This is a genomic window from Acinetobacter sp. YZS-X1-1 (assembly GCF_000804305.1).
GTDB classification, from domain to species: Bacteria; Pseudomonadota; Gammaproteobacteria; order Pseudomonadales; family Moraxellaceae; genus Acinetobacter; species Acinetobacter variabilis.
In genome coordinates this window covers 63,929-85,809 of the sequence record NZ_JWHB01000006.1, presented here as the reverse complement: position 1 = coordinate 85,809, position 21,881 = coordinate 63,929, and the positions used below count along the sequence as shown (strand labels likewise).

The following is a 21,881-nucleotide window of genomic DNA, read 5'->3' as shown; positions in this document are numbered from 1 at the left end:
GTCTTAGGCAGAACAGCAAATTTTTGCTACCATCTTGGCTTTCAAAATATTTGCGATTTTTTACTGCATATGACCTCATCTTATCAGCAACAACTGGATGCCAAAGTTGAACGCATTAGCGCACAATTTGCCGAATATCAACCACCTGCCCTTGAAGTATTTGAGTCACCTGAACAGTACTATCGCATGCGTGCTGAATTCCGGATCTGGCATACTGAAGATGACCTGTTCTATGCCATGTTTGAGCGTGATGAGAACAATAATAAAAAAGTGATCCGTATTAATGAATTCCCTGTGGCTGACCGCAGTATTAATGACTTAATGCCGCAATTACTAGAAGCCTTCAAAGCCGATGCAACGCTGGGTCACCGCCTATTTGAAGTGCATTTCCTGGCAACACTAAAAGGTGAAGTACTGGTTTCCCTGATCTATCACCGCAAGCTGGATGAAAGCTGGGAACCTGCAGCTAAAGCAATAGCTGAAAAATTAAAGATCAAGCTGATTGGTCGTAGCCGTGGCCAGAAATTTGTCTTGAGCGATGAGTTTGTCGTAGAAGAACTCAGTGTATTTGACCGCAAATATCAGTACAAACAGATCGAAAGCAGCTTTACTCAACCCAATGCGCAAGTCTGCCAGAAAATGCTGGAATGGGCATGTAATGCCGCGCAGCAGTCTGATAAAGACCTGTTAGAGCTTTACTGTGGCAATGGTAACTTTACCCTGCCATTGTCTACCCGTTTCCGTCGTGCATTGGCAACTGAATTGGCCAAGTCATCTGTGTATGCGGCTGAATGGAATATCGAGCAGAACGGTATCGACAATATTCAGGTAGCACGTCTATCTGCGGAAGAATTTACACAAGCTTTTAATGGTGATCGTACTTTCCGCCGTCTACAAGAAGCCAATATTGACCTGTCGACTTATGACTTCGATACGGTATTCGTCGATCCCCCACGTGCAGGGATCGATGATGAAACATTGAAACTGCTACAGCGCTTTGAACGAATCATCTACATTTCTTGCAATCCGGACACATTACATGACAATCTGAAACAACTGTCCCAAACCCATAAAATTACCAAGTTTGCCCTATTCGATCAGTTCCCTTATACCCATCATGTAGAGTCCGGAGTACTGCTGGAAAAACGCTAAAAATATTGTTTCAATTTATTTTTTTGTTACATAAATGGAGCTTTTGTTAGCTCCATTTTTTATACATAAAATTAGTAACTTATCCATGAATTATCTTGTTTCAATCAAATAATATCGTTCAAAATCTCTTCTACAATCGAAAATTTAAAATACTGACTGCTGCTTTTATCACATAGGGCCTATTGCTTTATTTATTAAATTGGATATATTTCACCCTATGTTAGGTTGTGTATGAAGGCTCTATGAGTTTCTGGCAGAAGTTGTTTTCAGATGAACAACAAAATGAACACAAGAACCAGATTGCTTGTGTTGAAAATGATTGCTCTTGCAAGACAAATGAACAGCTCCTTGAAGCACTGTCTAAAGCAACTGATGAAGATATCATTATCGGAATCAAAAAAGTTCTAGCTTCTCGCGGTTACAGCCGTAAAGAACTCAATGAACTTCAGCACCTGCCGCTGCAATAAGCAGCTTAGGTCTTGATAAAAAGCATTTGCATACGCAAATGCTTTTTTTATATCTATCATTTGGATTTTTGCCTACCCCTCTTTGCTTTCAATCAAATTGAACCTACTCCTTATATCTAAACCTAAGTGTCTATGTGTCTATATCTTTACTTCTTTTCAAATATGCAGATAAATGACTTTTCATATTTGCTTAGGCTATTTAGACATTATAATTTTAGATTTGCCTTAATCAGTTCACATACAACATTTATAAGGTTTGAGAAATTTAAAGATGACTGTCTAGACAACGAATTCTGGATAGAATTAAGCCCTAAAACATCGATTAATTCACAAAAAAACAGTACACTTGCTGTTTAAAATACACTTGTTATTAAATGGCTTAATCTTTACATGCAGCGAACTAAACGGTTTCCCATAGGTGCGCATCTTATGGTTAAACATTTCGGTTATACTCATCACGGGATTTATGCCGGGCGTGGTCGTGTCATCCACTATTCCGGTTTTGCACATTTATTTAAGAAGCATCCAATTGAAATCACCTCAATTGAGAAATTCAGCAACGGCAAACTGATTCAGATCCAGTATTATGCCTCAGCAAAATATAAAGGCCGTAAAGTCGTGCGTCGTATGCGTTCCAGAATGCATGAAAATAACTATCACCTGATTATTAATAATTGTGAACATCTCTGTACTTGGGCAATCACTGGTATAGAAAGCAGCCCACAAGTCATTCAGATGATGAATCGCCTAACGACGATCGGTTATATCAGCTCCATGATGAGCTTTATGAATAGCCTTTTCCTGACCTTGACGACCACCTGTTTCGCTCTAGCCCTCTATATCAAGAAAAAGCTTCGTGACAAGGCCAAACAACGTTTAGAGCAATATCGTGAGCTACATGAGCAGGTCAAAAACAATAGCCCAGATCTTGGCAATCATTTAAAACATCGTTAAGGTTTTAGTTTTTTGCTATTAAAGTTTTTAAGATAGCTATTTAAAAATAATTTAAAAATAAGATAACTTTCATTTGATTTATTTAATGATTAGCCTTTCAATAAAATCAGTTTAAACCTAAGTTAAATAAGCTTTTTGGACTTTAATCGCTTCAGGTAGTTCTTGTCCTAAAGAACTCAGGGTTTCACGTTCGATCAATCTCACAATAGAGTCTAAAGGCAGATCATTATCCTGAAGCCCAAAAGGCTCTTCCAGTTCCGCACTCAGCTCATCTAACCCTAACAGCATATAAGCAATCAGGCCGACTAGAATCGGAGTCCATAAACCAAGACTGGCTTCCAGACTAAATGGCAGGATAAAACAGAAAGAATAAACAGCACGATGCAACAGCACCGAATAGGAAAATGGTAACGGCGTCGACAGGATCCGGTCACAACCCGCCTGTATATCGCCTAAAGCCACTGTATGCTGATTCAGGTTGTTATAAATAATATCTGTGATTTTGCCCTGTTTATAGAGCAGAACCAAATCTTTCTGGATCTGTTCCAGTACCCATTGTGATGCATTGATATGCGTGGGCAATTGTTCATATGTAGCAGCTTCAAAACCAGTGTGGGCCTGGTAATGCTGAATACTTTGCTGTTGCTGTCTCAAACGGTCACGTAATAAATGAGTGAACAGCATCATTCGATACAACAGGATTTCACGTGACTGATCATCAAGGACGTAACTATCACGACATAAATGACGTGTCGTAGCAATCAGCGCTCCCCACAGCTTGCGTCCTTCCCACCAGCGGTCATAACAGGCGGTATTACGAAAGCTGAGAAAGATCGACAGAATCACCCCGAAGATGGTAAAGCCAATGGCTGGCACTGCAGGAAAGCTAAAAAAATGCGCCTGACGCAGATAAACTAGCAAGCCTGAAAGAAAAATTACCAGTCCCAAGGCAGGCAAAACTTTAGGCAAAATTGTGCCATGCCATGCAAACAGCAGACTAAAGCTATTACTTTTATCACGAACAATCATTCATTCTTCCCTGCCACGATTGAAAAAGCCCAATCGGAGTTGGGCTTTTTAGAGATTTAGCTTAAATTATTTGCCAGGTTTAAAGCTGTCTTTCAGATCCAGAATACGGTTGAATACTGGTTTGTCGCTTGTATGATCATATTGATCCGCTACAAAATAGCCTTCACGTTCAAATTGGAAACGATCTTCCGGTTTTGCCTGAGCCAGTGCAGGCTCAATAACTGCTTGAACCACTTTCAATGATTCAGGATTCAGATTCGCCAGGAAGTCATCACCAGTTTCTGGATCAGATTCAGTGAACAGACGATCGTAAATGCGAACTTCAGCAGGAACACCTTTGCTTGCAGATACCCAGTGAACCACACCTTTTACCTTACGGCCTTCAGGATTTTTACCTAAAGTTTCAGGATCGATTGAGCACTTCAGTTCAACTACTTCACCGTTCGCATCTTTAATCACTTCATCACATTTGATGACATAAGCATGACGAAGACGCACTTCACCGCCCGGAATCAGACGTTTGAAGCCTTTAGGTGGCTCTTCCTCAAAGTCTTTACGGTCGATATAGATTTCTGAAGTGAGCGGAATAATACGTTCGCCCATATCCACGTTTGGATGACGTGAATGAGTAAGATCCATATCCGCTGGCAGATTGGTTAAAGTCACTTTTAATGGATTCAATACTGCCATACCGCGAGCTGCAGTATTTTCTAAAGATTGACGGATGCAATATTCAAGCATTGCTACATCAACGATACTGCCATCGACTTTAGACACACCTACACGCTTACAGAAATCACGCAGACCTTCAGGGGTGAAACCACGACGGCGCATACCCACAACAGTCGGCATACGTGGATCATCCCACCCATTGACATAACCACCTTCAACCAGCTTGCGCAGCTTACGTTTAGAAGTGATGGTGTAATCAACATTCAGGCGGCTAGATTCGTACTGACGTGGCACAGATGGCGATTTAACTTTTTCCACCACCCAGTCATAGAATGGACGGTGATCCTGGAATTCTAGTGTACATAGTGAATGCGTAATGCCTTCAATCGCATCTGATAATGGATGCGCATAGTCATACATTGGATAAATTTTCCATTTATCGCCAGTCTGGTGATGCGCAGAATGCAGAATACGATACAGAATCGGATCACGCATATGCACATTTGGCGAGTTCATATCTATCTTGGCACGCAATACCGCTTCGCCTTCAGCATATTCACCAGTGCGCATTTTTTCGAAACGCTCAAGGTTTTCTTCCATCGTCGCATCGCGTTGTGGCGAGTTTTTACCTGGCTCTACGAAGTTACCGCGGTTTAGCTTGATCTCTTCCGGAGTTTGCAGATCCACATAGGCATCGCCCTGTTCAATCAGTTGAATTGCCCATGCATATAACTGGTCAAAATAACTTGATGCATAGCGTGGTTCACCATTCCACTGAAAGCCCAGCCATTTCACATCATTGGCAATACCATCCACATATTCCTGCTCTTCTGCATCCGGGTTGGTATCATCAAAACGCAGGTTGCATAGGCCACCAAATTCTTCAGCAATACCGAAGTTCAGGCAGATCGCTTTTACATGACCAATATGTAAATAACCATTTGGTTCAGGCGGGAAACGGGTGACCACTTGCTGGGTACGGCCAGCCGCTAGATCGTCAGTAATCACCTGACGTACAAAGTCTAAGCCTGGTTGTTGTTCCTGCTGCTGCACTGAATCGACTGCATTCTTATTTTGGGTCGGGTTGTCGGGCAGAGACGTCACAACATCATTTGGCTTCATGATTAATCATTCACTTCTAAAGTTAAAAAGGGATTAATGAATATGCAGTAGCTCACGCGTTCTAACTGTATTCACTAAATAAAGGTTCTTTAGTTTAACTATAGGTGAATGATCTCTCAACCGTTAACTTAGGTATTTGATTTCAATTCGTTCATTTTCAAATTGGAAAATACAATAGCTTACCAAATCGTAAAATATCCGCTTTTGACTGAGCCAGCAGATCAGTGCATGCTCTTAGAGTCAGACAAGCTTTATGAAGACGCATGATCTCGAAGAAATGACTTTGTAAATCAATGCATAAATAAGATACGATTTTTATGTTTTTAACAAAGAAAATTATGTTTTTGCTTGCCTTGTCGATTGTAGTTTGCTTATGCTTCCTTCATTCAGAAAAAACCATGGCATTAGTCCATGATTAGGAGATTACACAATGAGTTTTCCTCAAGTCGAATTAAACACCAATAAAGGTCGTATTGTTCTTGAATTAAACGCTGAAAAAGCACCTAAAACAGTAGCTAACTTCTTGCAATATGTACGTGACGGTTTTTATGACGGCGTAATTTTCCACCGCGTTATTGATGGTTTCATGATTCAGGGCGGCGGCATGGATGAAAACTTCAAAGAAAAAGCAACACGTGATGCGATTGAAAACGAAGCTGACAACGGTTTAAGCAACGATGTAGGTACCATTGCAATGGCACGTACTCAAGCACCTCACTCTGCTTCTGCTCAGTTCTTCATTAACGTGAAAAACAACTCTTTCCTTAACCACACTGGCAAAACTGCACAAGGTTGGGGTTATGCCGTATTTGGTAAAGTAGTTGAAGGCATGGACGTTGTTGATGCAATCAAAGGCGTTCGCACTGGCAACCGTGGCTACCACGCTGACGTTCCTTTAGAGAACGTTGTGATCGAATCTGCAAAAATCATTTCTGAGTAATTTTAAATCCTCCCTAACCCTCCTTTAATAAAGGAGGGAACCACCATTTTTAAAGATGGTTTTTCTCCTCACTTTTGCAAAGGGAGGTCGGGAGGGATTAAAAAATAAGGAAAAGATTCGTGACCTATCTGTTTATCTCAGATTTACATTTGTCACCTGATCACCCTCGACTTGTTCGGGGGTTTTTAGATTTATTGGCAGCTTATCAGCATAAAAATACCCAACTGTATATTTTGGGCGACTGGTTCAATGCCTGGATTGGAGATGACTACACTGCTCCCTGGCTGGATGAAATCGTCAGTACTTTAAAACAGTTTAATCAAGCCGGCAATCAAATCTATTTTCTCATCGGTAACCGTGACTTTGCCTTAGGCCAAGATTTTCTGGATCAATTTTCCGGACAGCTTTTACCTGAAATGACCAGCTTAAATATCGGTTCACTCCGATATCGGATCGAACATGGTGATGCACTTTGTACCGATGATGTGTCCTATCAGCGTTTCAAAAAAGTCATCCGTCATCCCTGGATATTAGGCTTTTTAAGAAAAATGCCACTTAGCTTTCGTGCCAGACTCGCTAATGGTTTCCGCAAGAAAAGCCATGAAGCACAGCAATTGAAAAGCTATGAAGTTATGGATGTAAATCCAATTGCGGTAGAAACTGCTCTCAAAGAAGCAGATGTACTGATTCACGGACATACTCACCGCGCAGCAATCCATGATATAAATGGTAAAAAAAGAATTGTTTTAGGAGATTGGAAAGCTGATTATGCTGAGATTTTAGAGCTGAGTAGCTCTGATATTGATATTCATAACATTCAGCTAAAAATCTGGTATTACCCATAAAAAAAGCAACTGCGAACAGTTGCTTCTTATATTTTATTTAACTTAAACGGTATAACTGGTTAAAACCAGTATAGAAACTTTTACCATCCAGATTAAATGGATATTGTTCACCGTTTTCAAGTTCAATCATCTTGCCCACATTGACCATAATCATACCATTGATGGTATTTTGCTGGCGTTGCATTGGTACAACTTTGACTTGAATTTCACAACCATTAATGGCGGTCGCGATAGACCATGTATTTAAATTTTTCAAAATATTCACTCATAATATGAGCTTTTTGTGATTAAACAAGGAGAGCTATAGACTAAAAATAAATCTTATTTCTGGGTTTGCTAGAGTTTTTTTAACAGTAAAACCTGTCTTTCGTGTATCACAATCAGCTAAAAATAAACCAGCGAAAACAGTATTCGCTTTAAAGTTATTATCTTATAACTCTTTTTTGACCAAATAGAAAAATTACATTGTAATGACATATGTCAAAAGTAGTATTTTTTAGATGCTTTTTCGCATATCTTAATGTCCAGTAAAGAAATATTTCACGATATAAAACAAACCGATCAATATCATGACACTAAAACCAGAGATCAAATCACCTGAATCAAGAAAGTTTAAAACTGTCAGATATCCAGTAACCAATGTATAAATCAGCATAAAGACTAAAAGATACGTTACCCTAAACGATAACGTTGTTGCTTTTTTGCTCATGGATCTGTTTTTGCTGCTCATAAAATACATCAATTTCTTCTGGTTTCATTTTTCAATCCCCACCCATATTATTTTTAAATTACTATAGTTAAAGTAGATAAAAAAAACTCTGACAAATCATAGCTTTTATAAAATATCTTTTGTTTAAGTAATAAATATTGAGAAATCATAATTTACGACTCTCAGATATTTTTATGATCAATAACCGCCTTCTGACTTGATGACTTCAGCATCAGGTTTATATTTCGCCAAAAGTTCACGAAGCGAATTCATTAGCACACTGGTATCAACACCCACTGCAACGAACTCAGTTCCAAGCGCCAGATATTTCTCGGTAGCTTCATGCTGAGTCGATAAAATCCCAGCAACCTTACCAGATGCACGAATCCGCTGAATGGCATCTACTACTGCTTTTTGTACTTCAGGATGGTTTGGATTCCCCTGATAGCCCATAGTCGCTGAAAGATCTACCGCCCCAATAAATACACCATCAATCCCCTCGATCTTGAGGATTTCATCCAGATTTTCTAGACCTGTCACTGATTCGATCTGAATTAATAAACAGATATTTTCATGAGCAGTCTGGTAATAATTCGGGATACTGTTCCAGCGTGTCGCACGTGCTAATGCAGCACCCACACCACGAATTCCTTCTGGTGGATAGCGGACTGCTTTGACCATTAATTCGGCCTGCTCCACAGTTTCTACCATAGCAATCAATAAGGTCCGTGCGCCAATATCGAGTAACTGCTTGATCAGTTATACACTGCCTATTGGGGGGCGTACTACAGCTTGCGATGGATAAGCTGCGATACTCTGTAATTGAGAAAGCGTTGTTCTTAAATCGCTTGAGGCATGCTCACCATCAATCAAGAGCCAGTCATAGCCTGCATTTGCCGCAATTTCTGTCCCATACGCGTCAGCTAGTCCGACCCACAAGCCAATTTGCTGCTGCGTCTTTAATTTACGTTTAAAGTAATTGGTATATTGCATCGGCCCACCTATCTTGCATGCTATTGCCTGAAGTTCTTATTAAACTCCTGTTACTAGAAACTGCCAATATACAAAAGCTTGCTTTTTATCTGATTTAACTCTTAGTTTTTCATAAAATTTTACTCAAGATTATATAAATATAGACTTTGCCGATGATGTTTTAATTGTAATAATCTTTTGATCAGAAAAATCTAGATGCCTAAAGCATATTTCTAAACGCCTTATCAAAAGATTGGAGTCCACTAATGGATTTACTCAAGATCGCTCAAACCCGTTATACCACTAAAGCTTATGACCCTAACAAGAAGATTCCAGCAGAACAATTTGAACGTTTATTAGAAATCTTACGCTTGACCCCATCTTCGATTAATATTCAGCCTTGGCATTTTTTTATTGCCGACAATGATGCCGCTAAACAGCGTATTGCCAAAGCACTAGTTAGAACTTATGCCTACAATGCTCCCAAAGTGCTGGACTCTTCACATACTATTTTATTTTGTACCAAAGCCGATATTGACGAGTTACATCTGGACAACCTGTTAAATCGTGATGATCTGAGTGGTCGTTTTAAAGATGAGAGCGCCAAAGAAGGTCAAAAGAATACCCGTACCGGCTATGTACATTATTATCGTAATGAAAAAGGTGATATTCAGCGCTGGGCAGAAAACCAGACCTTTATTGCACTGGGACAGATCTTACTGGCTGCAGGAAGTGAAGGTATTGATGCCACACCGATCGGTGGTTTTGATGAAGACATTCTGAGTGAGGAATTACAGTTAGCTGAACAAGGCCTGATTCCATCAGTATTGCTTACTTTAGGTTATCGCAGTGAAAATGATTTCAATGCCAAATTGCCGAAATCCCGCCTGCAAGCTGAAGATATTTTCACCAAACTGTAAGCATTTTATGTTATAAAAGGGGCCTAGTGCCCCTTTTCTTGTCAATTCGGGTCTAATTTTTGCTTTATTCTCCAAACATCCAACTAGAATAACAATTAGAGGTACCTATGTCTGTTTTACCAGCCAGCTCTTTAAAATTCGAATGCAAACACTGCGATAAGATCTATTTACATCATTATGCTAATGCCCAGCATCGTTACCCACATTGTCCAGACTGCAAACAGGCCGGTTTACTGCTTGGACGGGCTGAAAAAGAAGACCTGTTACGTTATCCGCTTGAATTTGCATCTTCCTATGTTAAACAGACATTGCATATGCTAGGCAAACAACACTAATCACGCCTAGAATCAGCCCGATTGTACTTGCAGGTTTGAGTCGTTCTTTAAAGATGATCAAACCTGCAATCGCACCAAAAATCACCACCAGAATATTCATGCCCGCAAATACAATCGCTGGCGTATCTTTGAGCATCATGTGTGCTTTGACGTAAAAGGCGATATTGGCAAAGTTCAACGCACCTAATAACAGACCAAAACTAATATCCTTGCCAGAACCCAGATGACGATATTGCAGCAGCAGATAGATCATCGACAGAATCATGGCGCAGATAAACATCAAGTTCAGTGCCACAGCAAATTGCAAACCGAGGCTGGTCGTATATTTCAATAAGACATCAATCAGTGCATAACCAAACCACACCAGGCCTAGAAAAAACATTCCCTGCTTGGAGCTTTCTGATGCCTGACGGTGTGAAAATAGAATGCACAGTACGGAACTTATGCCTAAGACAATACCCAGTATCTTGAGCTGGTTAAATTGTTCCTGAAAAATGAAATAAGCAGCGGCTAGTGATAATACCACTGATAATCGCTGGGCAATTTCAGTTTTTAAGATTCCTGCTGTTTGTAATGATTTGGCCAGAAATAGAAATACACTCGGTAATAAAACGCCAAGCGCCAGAATCAGTAGCCATGGAGTCTGACTCATGGAAATATGCTGGATGTCTGGTTTGAACCAAAAAAAACACAATATGCTAGTTGTGACATAATTCCAGCTAATCATGTGGATTGGACTCATGCCTCTATTTTTAGCAATTTTTAAGAGTATTGAGACTGCAACACTACATAATGCTGCAATAAAAATCAGTTCCATATGCTGCTCTTATTCTTCATCTTGATTTATATATAAAAAAGCCCACATTCGCTGTGGGCTTTTTTTATAAATTATTCACAATGAATTATTTATAACGCTCAACCATTTTCTCTAAAGAGATTGGACGAATCTTGTCTGCATTACCTGCAGTACCAAATGCTTCGTAACGGTCGATACAAATTTGCTTCATTGCATCTACAGTTGCGCTGAAGAATTTACGTGGATCGAATTCGCTTGGTTTTTCAGCCATCATACGACGCATTGCACCAGTAGAAGCTAAACGTAAGTCAGTATCGATGTTGATTTTACGAACACCGTGTTTGATCGCTTCAACCAGTTGCTCAACAGGAACACCATAAGTTTCTTTGATGTCGCCGCCATACTGGTTAATCACAGCCAGCCATTCTTGCGGCACAGAGCTAGAACCATGCATTACAAGGTGAGTATTTGGCAGTGCCTCGTGAATTTCTTTAATACGGTCAATTGCAAGAATATCGCCTGTAGGTGGACGAGTAAACTTGTATGCACCATGAGAAGTACCCACTGCAATGGCTAATGCGTCAACATTGGTATCTGCAACGAATTGACGAGCTTCTTCAACTGAAGTTAGCAGTTGAGAATGGTCAAGTACGCCTTCAGCGCCTACACCATCTTCTTCGCCTGCCATACCTGTTTCAAGGCTACCCAGACAACCAATTTCACCTTCAACAGAAACGCCACACGCATGCGCCATTTGTACCGTACGACGAGTGACATCGACGTTGTATTCATATGAAGTTGGTGTTTTACCGTCTTCACCCAAAGAACCATCCATCATCACTGATGAGAAGCCTAACTGGATAGAACGTTGACATACGTCAGGGCTGGTACCGTGGTCTTGATGCATTACCACTGGAATGTGTGGCCATTCTTCGATTGCTGCCAAAATCAGATGACGCAAGAACGGTGCACCTGCGTACTTACGTGCACCCGCAGATGCCTGTACGATTACAGGTGAATTTGTTTGGTCTGCTGCCAACATAATGGCACGCATTTGTTCTAAGTTGTTTACGTTAAATGCTGGTACGCCATAAGCATGTTCGCCGGCGTGATCCAAGAGCTGGCGCAATGAAATAAGAGCCATAATATCCTCCCAGTGAATGCCACATATTCTACATGCACAAAGGTTTCAATTCAGCAACAAATAACACTATTTAAAAAAAATCCCTGCATTTGCAGGGATTTTGTCTCACATTGACCTAATTAAGGTGCCACAGCTTCCGAAGTTGCTGCGACTGAGTCGTCTGCAGTCGCTGCATCTGCAGGTGCATTGGCAATTTCAGCCGGAACATCTGTATTTTTTTCATCCAGAACCGGTTTATCAATCGCATCAATCGCTGCTTGCTGTTCTGGCGTTACAGTCTCATCTGCAACGGCTGCCGAAGCTTCTGCTTCAGCTGCTGGGACATTTTCCTGTTTCGCACATGCAGTCAGTGCCAATGATGCTGCCAATAATGCCGCTAAAGTTAACTGTTTTTTCATCACGTAATCTCGTCATTTGGTGATTTAATGTCTGCATCTTATGACAGATTTATTGCATTTTAATGACGGAGCCATGAATGGTAAGTTTCTGCTGTCAAAAAAAAGACATAAAAAAGCTGGCACTTGGCCAGCTTTTTTAGGCTAAAACATGCAATTAAGCGCGTTCTAGGAGTACCGCAACTGCAGGAAGGGTTTTGCCTTCGACAAATTCAAGGAATGCACCACCACCCGTCGAGATATAACCGATTTTATCAGCAACGTCGTATTTATCAATCGCAGCAAGCGTGTCACCACCACCTGCAATCGAGAAACCTTCCGATTCAGCAATCGCTAACGATAGAGTTTTCGTGCCTTCACCGAATTGATCTACTTCGAATACGCCCACTGGACCATTCCAAAGAATCGTTTTAGACGTTTTCAAAATTTCAGCAAATGCTTTTGCAGTTTCTGGACCTACATCAAGGATCATATCGTTGTCAGCAACATCTTCAACTTTTTTCACAACCGCTTTAGCAGCAGCCAATGAACCCAGGAAGTCATCAAAGTTGATTTCAGATGCATCAGCAACCACAACATCAGTAGGAAGTGGAACTGAAACTTTTGCGGCAATGGCTTTCGCTGTGTCGATCAAATCACTTTCACACAGTGATTTACCTACATTGTAACCAGCAGCTGCAAGGAACGTGTTTGCGATACCACCACCAACAATCAATTGATCACAGATGTCAGACAATGAAGTCAAAACATCAAGCTTGGTAGAAACTTTAGAACCCGCAACGATCGCAACCATTGGTTTTTCAGGCGTTTTCAATGCGCGGCCAAGAGCATCTAACTCAGCTGCCAATAAAGGACCCGCTGCTGCTACTTTAGCTAAACGAGCGACACCTTCAGTTGATGCTTCTGCACGGTGTGCAGTACCGAACGCATCCATCACGAATACGTCACAAAGGGCTGCATATTTTGCTGCAAGTTCAGGATTATTTTTCTTTTCACCTATGTTGAAACGGCAATTTTCCAGTAAAACCACTTGACCCGGCTGAACTTCAACACCATTTAGATAGTCTGTGAAAAGTTTTACTTCCTGACCCAATGCTTCAGTCAGATAAGCTGCTACAGGTGCAAGAGACTGTTCAGCCTTCGGCTCACCTTCAACTGGACGACCAAGGTGAGAATACACCATGACAGCCGCGCCCTTTTCTACTGCAGCTTTAATTGTTGGTAATGCAGCACGTAGACGCGCATCGCTAGTGATTACACCATTTTTAACCGGTACATTTAAATCTTCACGGATCAGAACACGTTTACCCATCAGGTCAAGGTCAGTCATACGCTGAAAGTTCATTGTAGAGCTCTCTTTATAGATATTAAAAACGAGGCGATTTTAAATGATTATGCAGAAAAAGGTTAGCATCTTTTGCAGAAAACATTATGAATGCCAAAGTTTTGTTATGATAGAAAAAAGCTTCTTCCAGATTCAGTACCTATGTCGATACATCCTGATCCTAATCTTAACCGTCTCAATGTTCTGGGCGAGCCTTTGGCGAGCTGTTGTTTTGATCCTATTACTGGGTATTTCCGTAATGGCTTTTGCCATACCGCACCTACCGATCTGGGACAGCACACTGTCTGTGCACAGATGACCTCTGAATTTCTGAATTTTTCCCAGAAAGTGGGCAATGACCTGATTACACCATTACCAGAACTGGGATTTCCTGGACTGCAACCTGGTGATTTCTGGTGTATCTGCGTCACACGTTGGGTAGAAGCTTATGAAGCTGGACAAGCACCACCGATCAAGCTGCAAGCCTGTCACAAAGCTGTCCTCGCTTATGTTCCTCTCCATATTTTAGAAGAATACGCTGTCTAATGAATACCGCAAAAATCATCTTGGCTTCTTCAAGCCAGACCCGTAAAGAACTGATGAATCGTTTACGCCTTGATTACGTATCGGTCGTCCCGGACATAGATGAATCACCCCAAGGTGAAAATCATGCGGACGAATTAGCCAAACGCCTGGCTTTTGAAAAAGCTCGTCATGTCGCTGAGCAACATCCTGATGCGATTGTGATCGGTTCTGATCAGGTAGCCTGGCGTGAAGGCGCACCAGATATCTTTATGGGTAAGCCTTTAACAATAGAAAAGGCCATTCGCCAGCTGCAGGCCAATTCGGACAAGATTGTGTATTTCAGTACGGCTCTTAGCGTTCAGCAGAAATCTACCGGTTTTGAACGTACGCTGGTAGAACATTATAAAGTCAAATTCCGCAAACTGTCTCAAGCGGAAATTGAGCGTTATGTAGAGATCGAACAGCCGCTGCATTGTGCGGGTAGTTTTAAATGTGAAAGCCTTGGGATCAGTCTGTTTGAAACCATGATCGGTCAGGATCAAACTACCCTGATGGGTATGCCGATGATTCAGCTATGCAATATTCTGCGTGAGCTAAAGATTTTAGTTCCTTAATCTCCTTTATTTTAGGCTTTATTTATGTCCCTACCTCTAGACGTTTTAGGCGGTATTACCGCTGAACAATTCCTTGCCGAATACTGGCAAAAAAAACCGCTGCTGGTACGTAATGCCATGCCTGAAATCGCAGGCCTGCTAGAGCCTGATGATGTGATGGAGCTAGCACTTGAAGAAAATGTCACTGCACGTCTGATCAAGCAGAAAGATCGTGATCCAAATCAGTGGTCGGTCAAGACATCTCCTTTATTAAAAGCTGACTTCCAGAAGATGCCTAAGCTTTGGACTTTACTGGTTCAGGCTGTGGATCACTATTCTTTCGACCTGTCTGAACTCTGGAAAAAGTTTGCCTTTATCCCTCAATGGCGTCGTGATGACATCATGGTGTCTTATGCACCTCAAGGCGGTTCAGTCGGTCAACATTTCGACTTTTATGATGTTTTTCTGGTTCAAGGCTATGGTCATCGCCGCTGGCAACTGGGGCAAATGTGTGATGCCGAGACCGAACTTGTACCGGGGCAGCCATTAAAATTATTGCCAGAAATGGATGTGCATTTTGATGAAGTTCTTGCACCCGGTGATTTGCTGTATATTCCACCCGGTCTGTCTCATTACGGCGTAGCAGAAGATGACTGTCTGACTTTCTCTTTTGGTTTCCGTATGCCAAATGTCAGTGACATGATGGACCGTGTAGGCGATAAATTTTCGGAAAATGAAGTCTTACGCAATCCATTGACTGACATCATTCGCGATCATATCAGTGCTGCGGGTGAAGTCACAGGCAATGAACTTGAATATCTGAAAGGCAAAATCATGGAGCAGTTGCATAACTCCAATGTGCTTGAAGATGCCATCATGAGCCTGATGTCAGAACCAAAATATGAAGAGAATATTCCGGAAGCTGAAGAAATTGGTACAGGTGATCTGGAAGAAGCACTTGATCAGGGCTATAGCCTGATGCTTGAACCCGCTTCACGCTTACTCTATACAGAAGAAGATGGTGAAACCTTATTCTGGGCCAATGGTGAGGGAATCTGTATTTCTGAAGCATTTACTTCAAAACTGAAGCAGATTGCTGATGGTGCGCGTGTCTTATTGGATGAAGATTTCGCTGACGAAGATATACTGGAGGATGTTGCTGAGCTATTGAATGATTCTGTACTGATGCTAGTGCCACCGGCTGAAGAAGAGTAAGTTTTTATATCTCGGTCATTTTAAGTCTATAAAAAAAGAGGATCATATGATCCTTCTTTTTTATGTATGTATAATTTTGAGATGATTAAGGCTGATAGAGTTCCATCACCACGTGTACGCAAGTATCGCCTTTCGCAGACTGAATATCCAGCATTCCACCCATGCGTTCAATACGCATTTTCATACTGCGCATACCAATGCTCATGCCATTTTTCTGCACCATCTCCGAATTAAAACCGATACCATTGTCCTGAATTTTTAAAGTCAGTTGATGTGATTGTGTATATTCCATACTCACACTCACTTTTGTGGCCTGACTATGCTTGATAATATTGGTCAAGCTTTCTTCTACCACACGGATCAGGGTCAGACATTGTAAAGCCGTAGGTTCACGCTGCCAGACTTTAGGAAATGACCATTCTACGGCGATATCCATTTCTTCCAGCAATTGAGTAAATCGGTAACGTACTGGCGCAATCCAGATCACTGGCGTTTCAGGCACTTTATTGTCAATAGAAGAACCGCTATCGATGATTTGACGCAGGTCATCCCTAAGCAGCTTCAGCATAGATAAAAACTGTCGATTGGAAATGTTTTCGGTACTTTGATCCACCAGAATCATGGAACGCACAATCGAGCCACCTAGTCCATCATGCAGTTCATGTGACAGATTAATCCGTTCCTGCAAACGCACATTATCCAGTTCCAGCTTATGCTGATCACTCAGGCTTTTATTTAGATCTGCACTGACTTGCCGTACTTTGGATTCCAGCTGCGTATTAAATTTTTCGATTTTTTTAATATTACGATTCAGTCGTGTCCCCATAATTAGCACGACAAACAGGATAATAATCGGTGATGTATAAGGTGATAAAGGTGAGAATTCACTAACCGCCGTTTGACCCAGAATGATCAGATCTATAATGACACACAGCAAAATTCCCCACAGACAAAGCATCAGAAACAGATATTCGCCATTTCGAGTTTTAATTGCCCAGTAGCTAACATAGATGACACAACTAATATAAAGCAGCACATAGCAGACAAAAGCAACACTGAGCACTGCTTCTAAATGATCTAAAGAACTGGCTATGATGAATACACTGAATAAAGCAGTCACCCCGATAAATCCCCGCTCCAAACGCTGAAATTTCTGCTTCAAGAACCGAATTAGATACAGACAAAAACAGTGCATATAGACGATAAAAAAAATCAGATTGGCTTTACTGGCCCATATACTGGAGGGAAAAGGAAAATTCTCTGTGGTTAATACATTGGAGATAAACAGAATCCACAATAATGAACTCAGCGCCAGCCAGCCAAAAGTGGTTTCTGAACGTCGGAATAGCCAGATAATCAGGCTAATGACTCCAATCGTACCGGATAGAATCATATTGATCTGAAAGAGCGTACGGCGATCCCAGATCTTTTTTGAGTAATGCTGGTCATTGGCAATAATATTGTGAAATTCAATTCTGCCAAGCCCTGCACCCTGGAAACTATAGCCTCGTACATAAATCAGCAGTTCATTGTCTGTCTGCTTCAAGCCTGCAATAGGCAAAATCCAGTAACGTGGTACATTCCAGCTTTTAGACAAAGGCTCTTGCAGATTTTGATCCGACCACAGCAGATCATCATTCAGGAAAACAGCTCCAGCAGAATTTAGATAGTCAATCCCAAAAACAATGGGTTCAGCCAGACGTATATTGTCCCGACAAGACCAACCCCAGCGAATTTTATACCAGGCACCCCCATTATATTTCGGCCAGTTATTTTTCCAGTTATCCGGCAATGTTACAGGTTGCCAACCTCCCTCCGGAATTTCGAGATGGCTCGGCACTTGAACTTTTTGTTGCTGTTCAATGTTCACCTGACAAAGCTCGTTAATCTGAAAATTATTCTGTGCCAGACTGATGCAAGAGAACAGGCTCAGCCAACTCCCTATCATCAATAGAGCGAAGAACCTTAATCCTTGTCTAAACATCTTGCTAACAGACAGCATTCGCACTAAAGAATACCTAAATGCCGGGCCGTGCTGACTGCTTTGGTCCGCTTGCTGACACAGAGTTTGCGGTAAATATGCTTGATATGACTTTCAACGGTATAACGTGACACACAGAGTTCATCAGCAATTTCACGATTGCTGAGCCCCTGTGCCACCAATGAAAGAATTTCTTTTTCCCGTTGGGTCAGGCTTTCCTGTTCAGGATCAGGTACGATCTGCTCCAAAGAGGAAGATGGCTCTGAACTGGAAATCTGCTTGAGAATTTCACGCGCAATAAAAGGATCAATGGGTGCGCCGCCGCGCAAAATACTGCGAATTGCCAGACTCACTTCTGTATCATCGCGTTCCTTGAGTACATAACCAGTTGCTCCTGCTTTAATTGCTTTTAGCAGACTGTCCTGAGTACTCCAAGCGGATACGACGAGTACCAAAGTTTGTGAACCGAGCTCATGTATTTTTTCAATAATGGAAATGCCATTTCCATCTGACAGTCCAAGATCAATCAGTGCTAAACAGAACGGTTCTTGTTGCAGAAGATATTCGGCTTCCCTGACATTATTGGCGAATAGCAATACCTCATCGCTATACCCTAGATCCTTCAATATGTTCTTTAAACGGCACTGAATGACATATTCGTCTTCAACAATTAATACAGGTACCGGTAGTACGGCATCTTGTGCTGTCATAAGCACACCCCTTATCGTTATTCTTATTACCCCATTGAGATTAAAATATAAACAAAAAAAGAAGAAAAATCATGAGTTTTTTTAACTTTATTGTGAGTAGCTTTATGTATGAATAATTTTGGAAGCAGAGTTCTTGTTCTTGGAAAATTCAAATTTATAAACTATAAAAATGCCATCTATTTTAAGATGGCATTTTTTTGTAGCTTCTAAATATTAAATAGCAGTTTATTTTTTGCTTTTCTTTTCAGAACCGTATTGCTGCTTCAAATACTCCACAATATCTTTAGATTCGAACATCTTGACACCAGTATTTGGATCAACCAGATAAGGAACCTGGATATTATTCCCCATTACTTTTAAGACTTGTTCACGTTTACCCCCCGATAAGGGTTCATATTTACCCGGTTTTAAACGCAATTTTGCTAGACCTTGATCCTGCCAGCGTTCTTTCGCCACATTATGATAGATATAAGGGATTTCAAGTTCAGACAATACGCCCCGGACAATACGGGTATAAGGACTGGCTTCAAAGCCCCATAGTTCAAGAAGCTGTTCAGGTGCAGGGGTATTCTTCGACAACGGTTTAGCCATGCCACCACGTAGCCCATTTACCATCGTACCTGCAATGGCAGCAACCGGTACTTTTGGATAATTTGAATACTTAGCTGGTGTTTTACCCGTCTTGCCATAATGCTTAAACAAGTGATGAATAATATCCTGAGATTCGTATAGCTTATCTCCAGTATTTTCATCTACTAAAAATGGAAACTGAAGTTTGCCACCCTGCTGTTTCACTTCGGGACGAAAGCGTTTACCGCCTCGTGGGCACGGATATACTTCATAATCGAGATTCAGTAAAGTCATGACCTCACGGACACGACGACAAAAAGGTGATCCTTCATATTCATAAAGCTTGAGAGGCTTTTCAGGCTGATTCGGAAATGGTGTACCGGTCGTACCACGTCCACCTTCCAGAAATGCGGATGCCAATGCCTGTGCTACTTTAATCTGATGGCCTAACATATCGTCTGTCCTCTTTATTATTTTCAAACCGTGAAAGCAGCAATCTAAACTGCCTAACTTCCACGGTATAGCTTGTTTTTGTATATTTTCAATAACCGGAATTAGTCCACCAATTGTTCTTTGGACAGGACAATGCCATTGTTATCGGCATAAACGTATTCACCCGATTTAAAGGTCACACCACCAAAATAAAGCGGCACATCAACTTCACCAATTCCCTTGCGGTTACTCTTCTGTGGAATTGAAGCCAGTGCATGCACACCAAGATCCAGCTCTGCAATCGCATCGACGTCACGCACACAACCGTAGATAATCACGCCATTCCAGTGGTTTTTCACCGCAGATTCAGCAATCAGGTCACCCATCAATGCACAGCGCATAGAAGCACCACCATCTACGACCAGAACCTTGCCTGTACCATCTGTCGCTAATAACTCTTTTACGCGAGAGTTATCTTCAAAACATTTTACGGTCACAATCTGGCCGCCGAAGCTTTTACGTGCGCCATAACTTCTGAAGAATTTGCCATCCAGGCATGGGGCGACTACCTGCAGGTCTTTATCCGGATTATCATCAAGCAGGTCACAAGTTACAAATGGTACGCTGGACACGATTTTTTACCCTCATTTCATTTTTTGTATGGCTAAATTATCATAAATTTCAAATTTCACAGTCTGATTAAGCGCTGCATATACCATAGTATGAGCCACCTGCTCTGCTGTCACTGGCTTGTATTTAAAAGAATCGGGGATAAAATGCGAAAACTTGTCAAACAGGTTCTGTGCCGCGTCTTCCAGTAAACGCTGATGATCCCGCTCACCACTCAACAAAGACGGTCGGAACAAGCTGATACGCTCCAGAGACAAGGTCTGGATATAATCCTCTAATTCACCCTTTACCCGGTTATAGAACAGTCTGGATTTTGAATTGGCACCCATCGCACTAATCAACAGATAATGAGCATCCGTTTGCTGCACCAGTTCGGCAAAATGGGCATTGATGGTGTAATCGGTATTATAAAAAGCTTCTTTGGAGCCGGCTTTCTTTAAGGTAGTACCCAGACAGCTAAAGGCATGGGTATGGCCACTGACATCCTGGTCATTGAGCATTAAAAAGTCCTCAATGACCACCTGTTTGACCTTGTGCCATTGTTCAAATTCTGGTTGATGTTTACGCACGATGACGCTAATACGCTTACAACTTGGTTCATTTACCAGCTGTTGCACCAAAGTCTTTCCGACCAAGCCTGTAGCGCCAATCACGATAGGATATGTAATGGTTTTAGTCATTTTTTGTACGATCTCCCTGCTTAGATACTAATCTAACGTTTTCTTTAGAATTTTTCTGCAACTAAAATGTTGTCAAAGCATGTCAAGACTTGACTTAAGCCCATAGTTTCCTCAAAATATGGCACTTGTTTACGGGCTGGTGATAGTTCTTCTGATGTGGTTTTCAGTTGAGTTTCAGCCCGCCCAGACCAATCTATTTCAAGGAGTGCACGAGTGGCAAACTCTGCTCAAGCAAAAAAACGTGCTCGTCAAAACGTTAAAGCACGCAAACACAACGCAAGCTTGCGTTCTATGGTTCGTACATATCTTAAACGTACAGTAGCTGCTATTGCTGCTGGCGACTATGCTGTTGCTACTGAAGCTTACAAAAAAGCTGTTCCAGTAATCGACCGTATGGCTGACAAAGGTATCATCCATAAAAATAAAGCAGCTCGTCATAAGAGCCGTTTGAACGCGCAAGTTAAAGCATTAGCTTCTAACTAATCGCAAATCAAAAGAAGCCCTTTTAGGGCTTTTTTTGTGCCTGAAATTTAATACCAAATCAACAATAAAGAATGATGAATACCAGATTATTCTCAATCCTAGTCATAGAAATCTTTTACTTAGATAAAAACAGAATAAATTATTCATCCTTATCCATAGAATGAGGCGTGGTGGTCTGATCTTGCTGTGCATTGTCTGTATCACGCTGACAGGCAGTTAATCCCAGCATAACGACTAGACTTAAAATTGTGATTATTTTCATGATGACTCCCATGCTTCCAAAATT

The 21,881-nt window shown here is 41.4% G+C and carries 24 protein-coding genes and 1 pseudogene; 11 read left to right on the top strand and 14 right to left on the bottom strand.

All coding sequences use genetic code 11. The annotated features are described in order from the left end of the window. The first annotated feature begins 69 nt into the window (after positions 1–69). From trmA to RJ01_RS05780, 3 genes are all read left to right on the top strand, one after another. A complete protein-coding gene (gene trmA / locus RJ01_RS05790; protein WP_005235344.1) occupies positions 70–1,152 on the top strand; it encodes a tRNA (uridine(54)-C5)-methyltransferase TrmA in 1,083 nt (360 codons plus the stop codon). Between the two features lie 242 nt (positions 1,153–1,394). Next, positions 1,395–1,619: a hypothetical protein gene (locus tag RJ01_RS05785; protein ID WP_004786091.1), complete on the top strand. Its 225-nt coding sequence runs from the start codon at positions 1,395–1,397 to the stop codon at positions 1,617–1,619. A gap of 390 nt (positions 1,620–2,009) precedes the next feature. Continuing rightward, positions 2,010–2,573: a lecithin retinol acyltransferase family protein gene (locus RJ01_RS05780; RefSeq protein ID WP_034170334.1), complete on the top strand. Its 564-nt coding sequence runs from the start codon at positions 2,010–2,012 to the stop codon at positions 2,571–2,573. Positions 2,574–2,690: 117 nt separating this feature from the next. Here RJ01_RS05780 and RJ01_RS05775 read toward each other — a convergent pair whose 3' ends face one another. Next, positions 2,691–3,602, bottom strand: coding sequence for a bestrophin family protein (locus RJ01_RS05775; protein ID WP_005235340.1), 912 nt, complete (start codon positions 3,600–3,602; stop codon positions 2,691–2,693). A gap of 66 nt (positions 3,603–3,668) precedes the next feature. Next, complete coding sequence (locus RJ01_RS05770) at positions 3,669–5,396, bottom strand: glutamine--tRNA ligase/YqeY domain fusion protein (RefSeq protein ID WP_004786096.1); 1,728 nt, start codon at positions 5,394–5,396, stop codon at positions 3,669–3,671. A 430-nt stretch (positions 5,397–5,826) separates the two neighbouring features. Here RJ01_RS05770 and RJ01_RS05765 point away from each other — a divergent pair, with 430 nt between their 5' ends. Both RJ01_RS05765 and RJ01_RS05760 read left to right on the top strand, forming a co-directional pair. Next, positions 5,827–6,336 carry a peptidylprolyl isomerase gene (locus RJ01_RS05765; protein ID WP_004786097.1) on the top strand — a complete coding sequence of 170 codons (510 nt, stop codon included), beginning with the start codon at positions 5,827–5,829 and terminating at the stop codon, positions 6,334–6,336. 119 nt (positions 6,337–6,455) lie between these two features. After that, on the top strand, positions 6,456–7,181 hold the full coding sequence (locus RJ01_RS05760) for a UDP-2,3-diacylglucosamine diphosphatase (RefSeq protein WP_034170333.1): 726 nt from the start codon (positions 6,456–6,458) through the stop codon (positions 7,179–7,181). Positions 7,182–7,218: 37 nt separating this feature from the next. On the opposite strand, the gene RJ01_RS05755 is transcribed toward RJ01_RS05760, so the two are convergent. Both RJ01_RS05755 and hpaI read right to left on the bottom strand, forming a co-directional pair. Next, the gene (locus tag RJ01_RS05755) at positions 7,219–7,437 is read right to left on the bottom strand and encodes a hypothetical protein (RefSeq protein WP_004786100.1); all 219 of its coding nucleotides are present in this window, start codon (positions 7,435–7,437) and stop codon (positions 7,219–7,221) included. A gap of 651 nt (positions 7,438–8,088) precedes the next feature. Further along, positions 8,089–8,883, bottom strand: a pseudogene (gene hpaI / locus RJ01_RS16100) (4-hydroxy-2-oxoheptanedioate aldolase). Between the two features lie 245 nt (positions 8,884–9,128). Here hpaI and nfsB point away from each other — a divergent pair. After that, entirely contained in the window at positions 9,129–9,782 is a 654-nt protein-coding gene (gene nfsB / locus RJ01_RS05745) for an oxygen-insensitive NAD(P)H nitroreductase (RefSeq protein WP_034170332.1), read from the top strand. Positions 9,783–9,889: 107 nt separating this feature from the next. Continuing rightward, positions 9,890–10,117 (top strand): hypothetical protein, encoded by a 228-nt coding sequence (locus RJ01_RS05740; protein ID WP_005235329.1) that lies wholly within the window; start codon positions 9,890–9,892, stop codon positions 10,115–10,117. Here the strand turns inward: RJ01_RS05740 and RJ01_RS05735 are convergent. From RJ01_RS05735 to RJ01_RS05720, 4 genes are all read right to left on the bottom strand, one after another. Beyond that, complete coding sequence (locus RJ01_RS05735; protein ID WP_034170331.1) at positions 10,080–10,934, bottom strand: DMT family transporter; 855 nt, start codon at positions 10,932–10,934, stop codon at positions 10,080–10,082. The two genes, RJ01_RS05740 and RJ01_RS05735, sit on opposite strands and share 38 nt — an antisense overlap. A gap of 85 nt (positions 10,935–11,019) precedes the next feature. Further along, a complete protein-coding gene (gene fba, locus RJ01_RS05730) occupies positions 11,020–12,057 on the bottom strand; it encodes a class II fructose-bisphosphate aldolase (protein WP_004786117.1) in 1,038 nt (345 codons plus the stop codon). Between the two features lie 119 nt (positions 12,058–12,176). Then, positions 12,177–12,455, bottom strand: coding sequence for a hypothetical protein (locus RJ01_RS05725; protein ID WP_034170330.1), 279 nt, complete (start codon positions 12,453–12,455; stop codon positions 12,177–12,179). Positions 12,456–12,609: 154 nt separating this feature from the next. Beyond that, the gene (locus RJ01_RS05720) at positions 12,610–13,797 is read right to left on the bottom strand and encodes a phosphoglycerate kinase (RefSeq protein ID WP_034170329.1); all 1,188 of its coding nucleotides are present in this window, start codon (positions 13,795–13,797) and stop codon (positions 12,610–12,612) included. Between the two features lie 141 nt (positions 13,798–13,938). Here RJ01_RS05720 and RJ01_RS05715 point away from each other — a divergent pair, with 141 nt between their 5' ends. From RJ01_RS05715 to RJ01_RS05705, 3 genes are read left to right on the top strand one after another with little or no spacing between them, the layout of a single operon-like run. Continuing rightward, positions 13,939–14,322: a DUF2237 family protein gene (locus RJ01_RS05715; protein ID WP_034170328.1), complete on the top strand. Its 384-nt coding sequence runs from the start codon at positions 13,939–13,941 to the stop codon at positions 14,320–14,322. Further along, positions 14,322–14,915: a nucleoside triphosphate pyrophosphatase gene (locus RJ01_RS05710; RefSeq protein WP_034170327.1), complete on the top strand. Its 594-nt coding sequence runs from the start codon at positions 14,322–14,324 to the stop codon at positions 14,913–14,915. Before RJ01_RS05715 ends, RJ01_RS05710 begins: the two co-directional genes overlap by 1 nt. 24 nt (positions 14,916–14,939) lie before the next feature. Next, positions 14,940–16,109 (top strand): cupin domain-containing protein, encoded by a 1,170-nt coding sequence (locus RJ01_RS05705; RefSeq protein WP_034170326.1) that lies wholly within the window; start codon positions 14,940–14,942, stop codon positions 16,107–16,109. Positions 16,110–16,194: 85 nt separating this feature from the next. Here RJ01_RS05705 and RJ01_RS05700 read toward each other — a convergent pair whose 3' ends face one another. The 5 genes from RJ01_RS05700 to RJ01_RS05680 all read right to left on the bottom strand — a co-directional run bounded on the left by RJ01_RS05700 (position 16,195) and on the right by RJ01_RS05680 (position 21,112). Then, positions 16,195–18,057 (bottom strand): ATP-binding protein, encoded by a 1,863-nt coding sequence (locus RJ01_RS05700; RefSeq protein WP_034170325.1) that lies wholly within the window; start codon positions 18,055–18,057, stop codon positions 16,195–16,197. Positions 18,058–18,116: 59 nt separating this feature from the next. Further along, the gene (locus RJ01_RS05695; protein WP_034170324.1) at positions 18,117–18,800 is read right to left on the bottom strand and encodes a response regulator transcription factor; all 684 of its coding nucleotides are present in this window, start codon (positions 18,798–18,800) and stop codon (positions 18,117–18,119) included. Between the two features lie 225 nt (positions 18,801–19,025). Then, positions 19,026–19,823: a glutathione S-transferase N-terminal domain-containing protein gene (locus RJ01_RS05690; RefSeq protein WP_004786134.1), complete on the bottom strand. Its 798-nt coding sequence runs from the start codon at positions 19,821–19,823 to the stop codon at positions 19,026–19,028. A gap of 101 nt (positions 19,824–19,924) precedes the next feature. Continuing rightward, positions 19,925–20,434, bottom strand: a complete 510-nt coding sequence (gene rraA, locus RJ01_RS05685; RefSeq protein WP_004786136.1) for a ribonuclease E activity regulator RraA — start codon at positions 20,432–20,434, stop codon at positions 19,925–19,927. Positions 20,435–20,446: 12 nt separating this feature from the next. Next, positions 20,447–21,112 carry an NAD-dependent epimerase/dehydratase family protein gene (locus tag RJ01_RS05680; RefSeq protein ID WP_034170323.1) on the bottom strand — a complete coding sequence of 222 codons (666 nt, stop codon included), beginning with the start codon at positions 21,110–21,112 and terminating at the stop codon, positions 20,447–20,449. Positions 21,113–21,325: 213 nt separating this feature from the next. Between RJ01_RS05680 and rpsT the strand changes: the two genes are divergently transcribed. Further along, complete coding sequence (gene rpsT, locus RJ01_RS05675; protein ID WP_004786139.1) at positions 21,326–21,595, top strand: 30S ribosomal protein S20; 270 nt, start codon at positions 21,326–21,328, stop codon at positions 21,593–21,595. Between the two features lie 139 nt (positions 21,596–21,734). Here the strand turns inward: rpsT and RJ01_RS16525 are convergent, their stop codons facing one another. Continuing rightward, positions 21,735–21,857: a hypothetical protein gene (locus RJ01_RS16525; protein WP_004786141.1), complete on the bottom strand. Its 123-nt coding sequence runs from the start codon at positions 21,855–21,857 to the stop codon at positions 21,735–21,737. Positions 21,858–21,881: the final 24 nt, after the last annotated feature.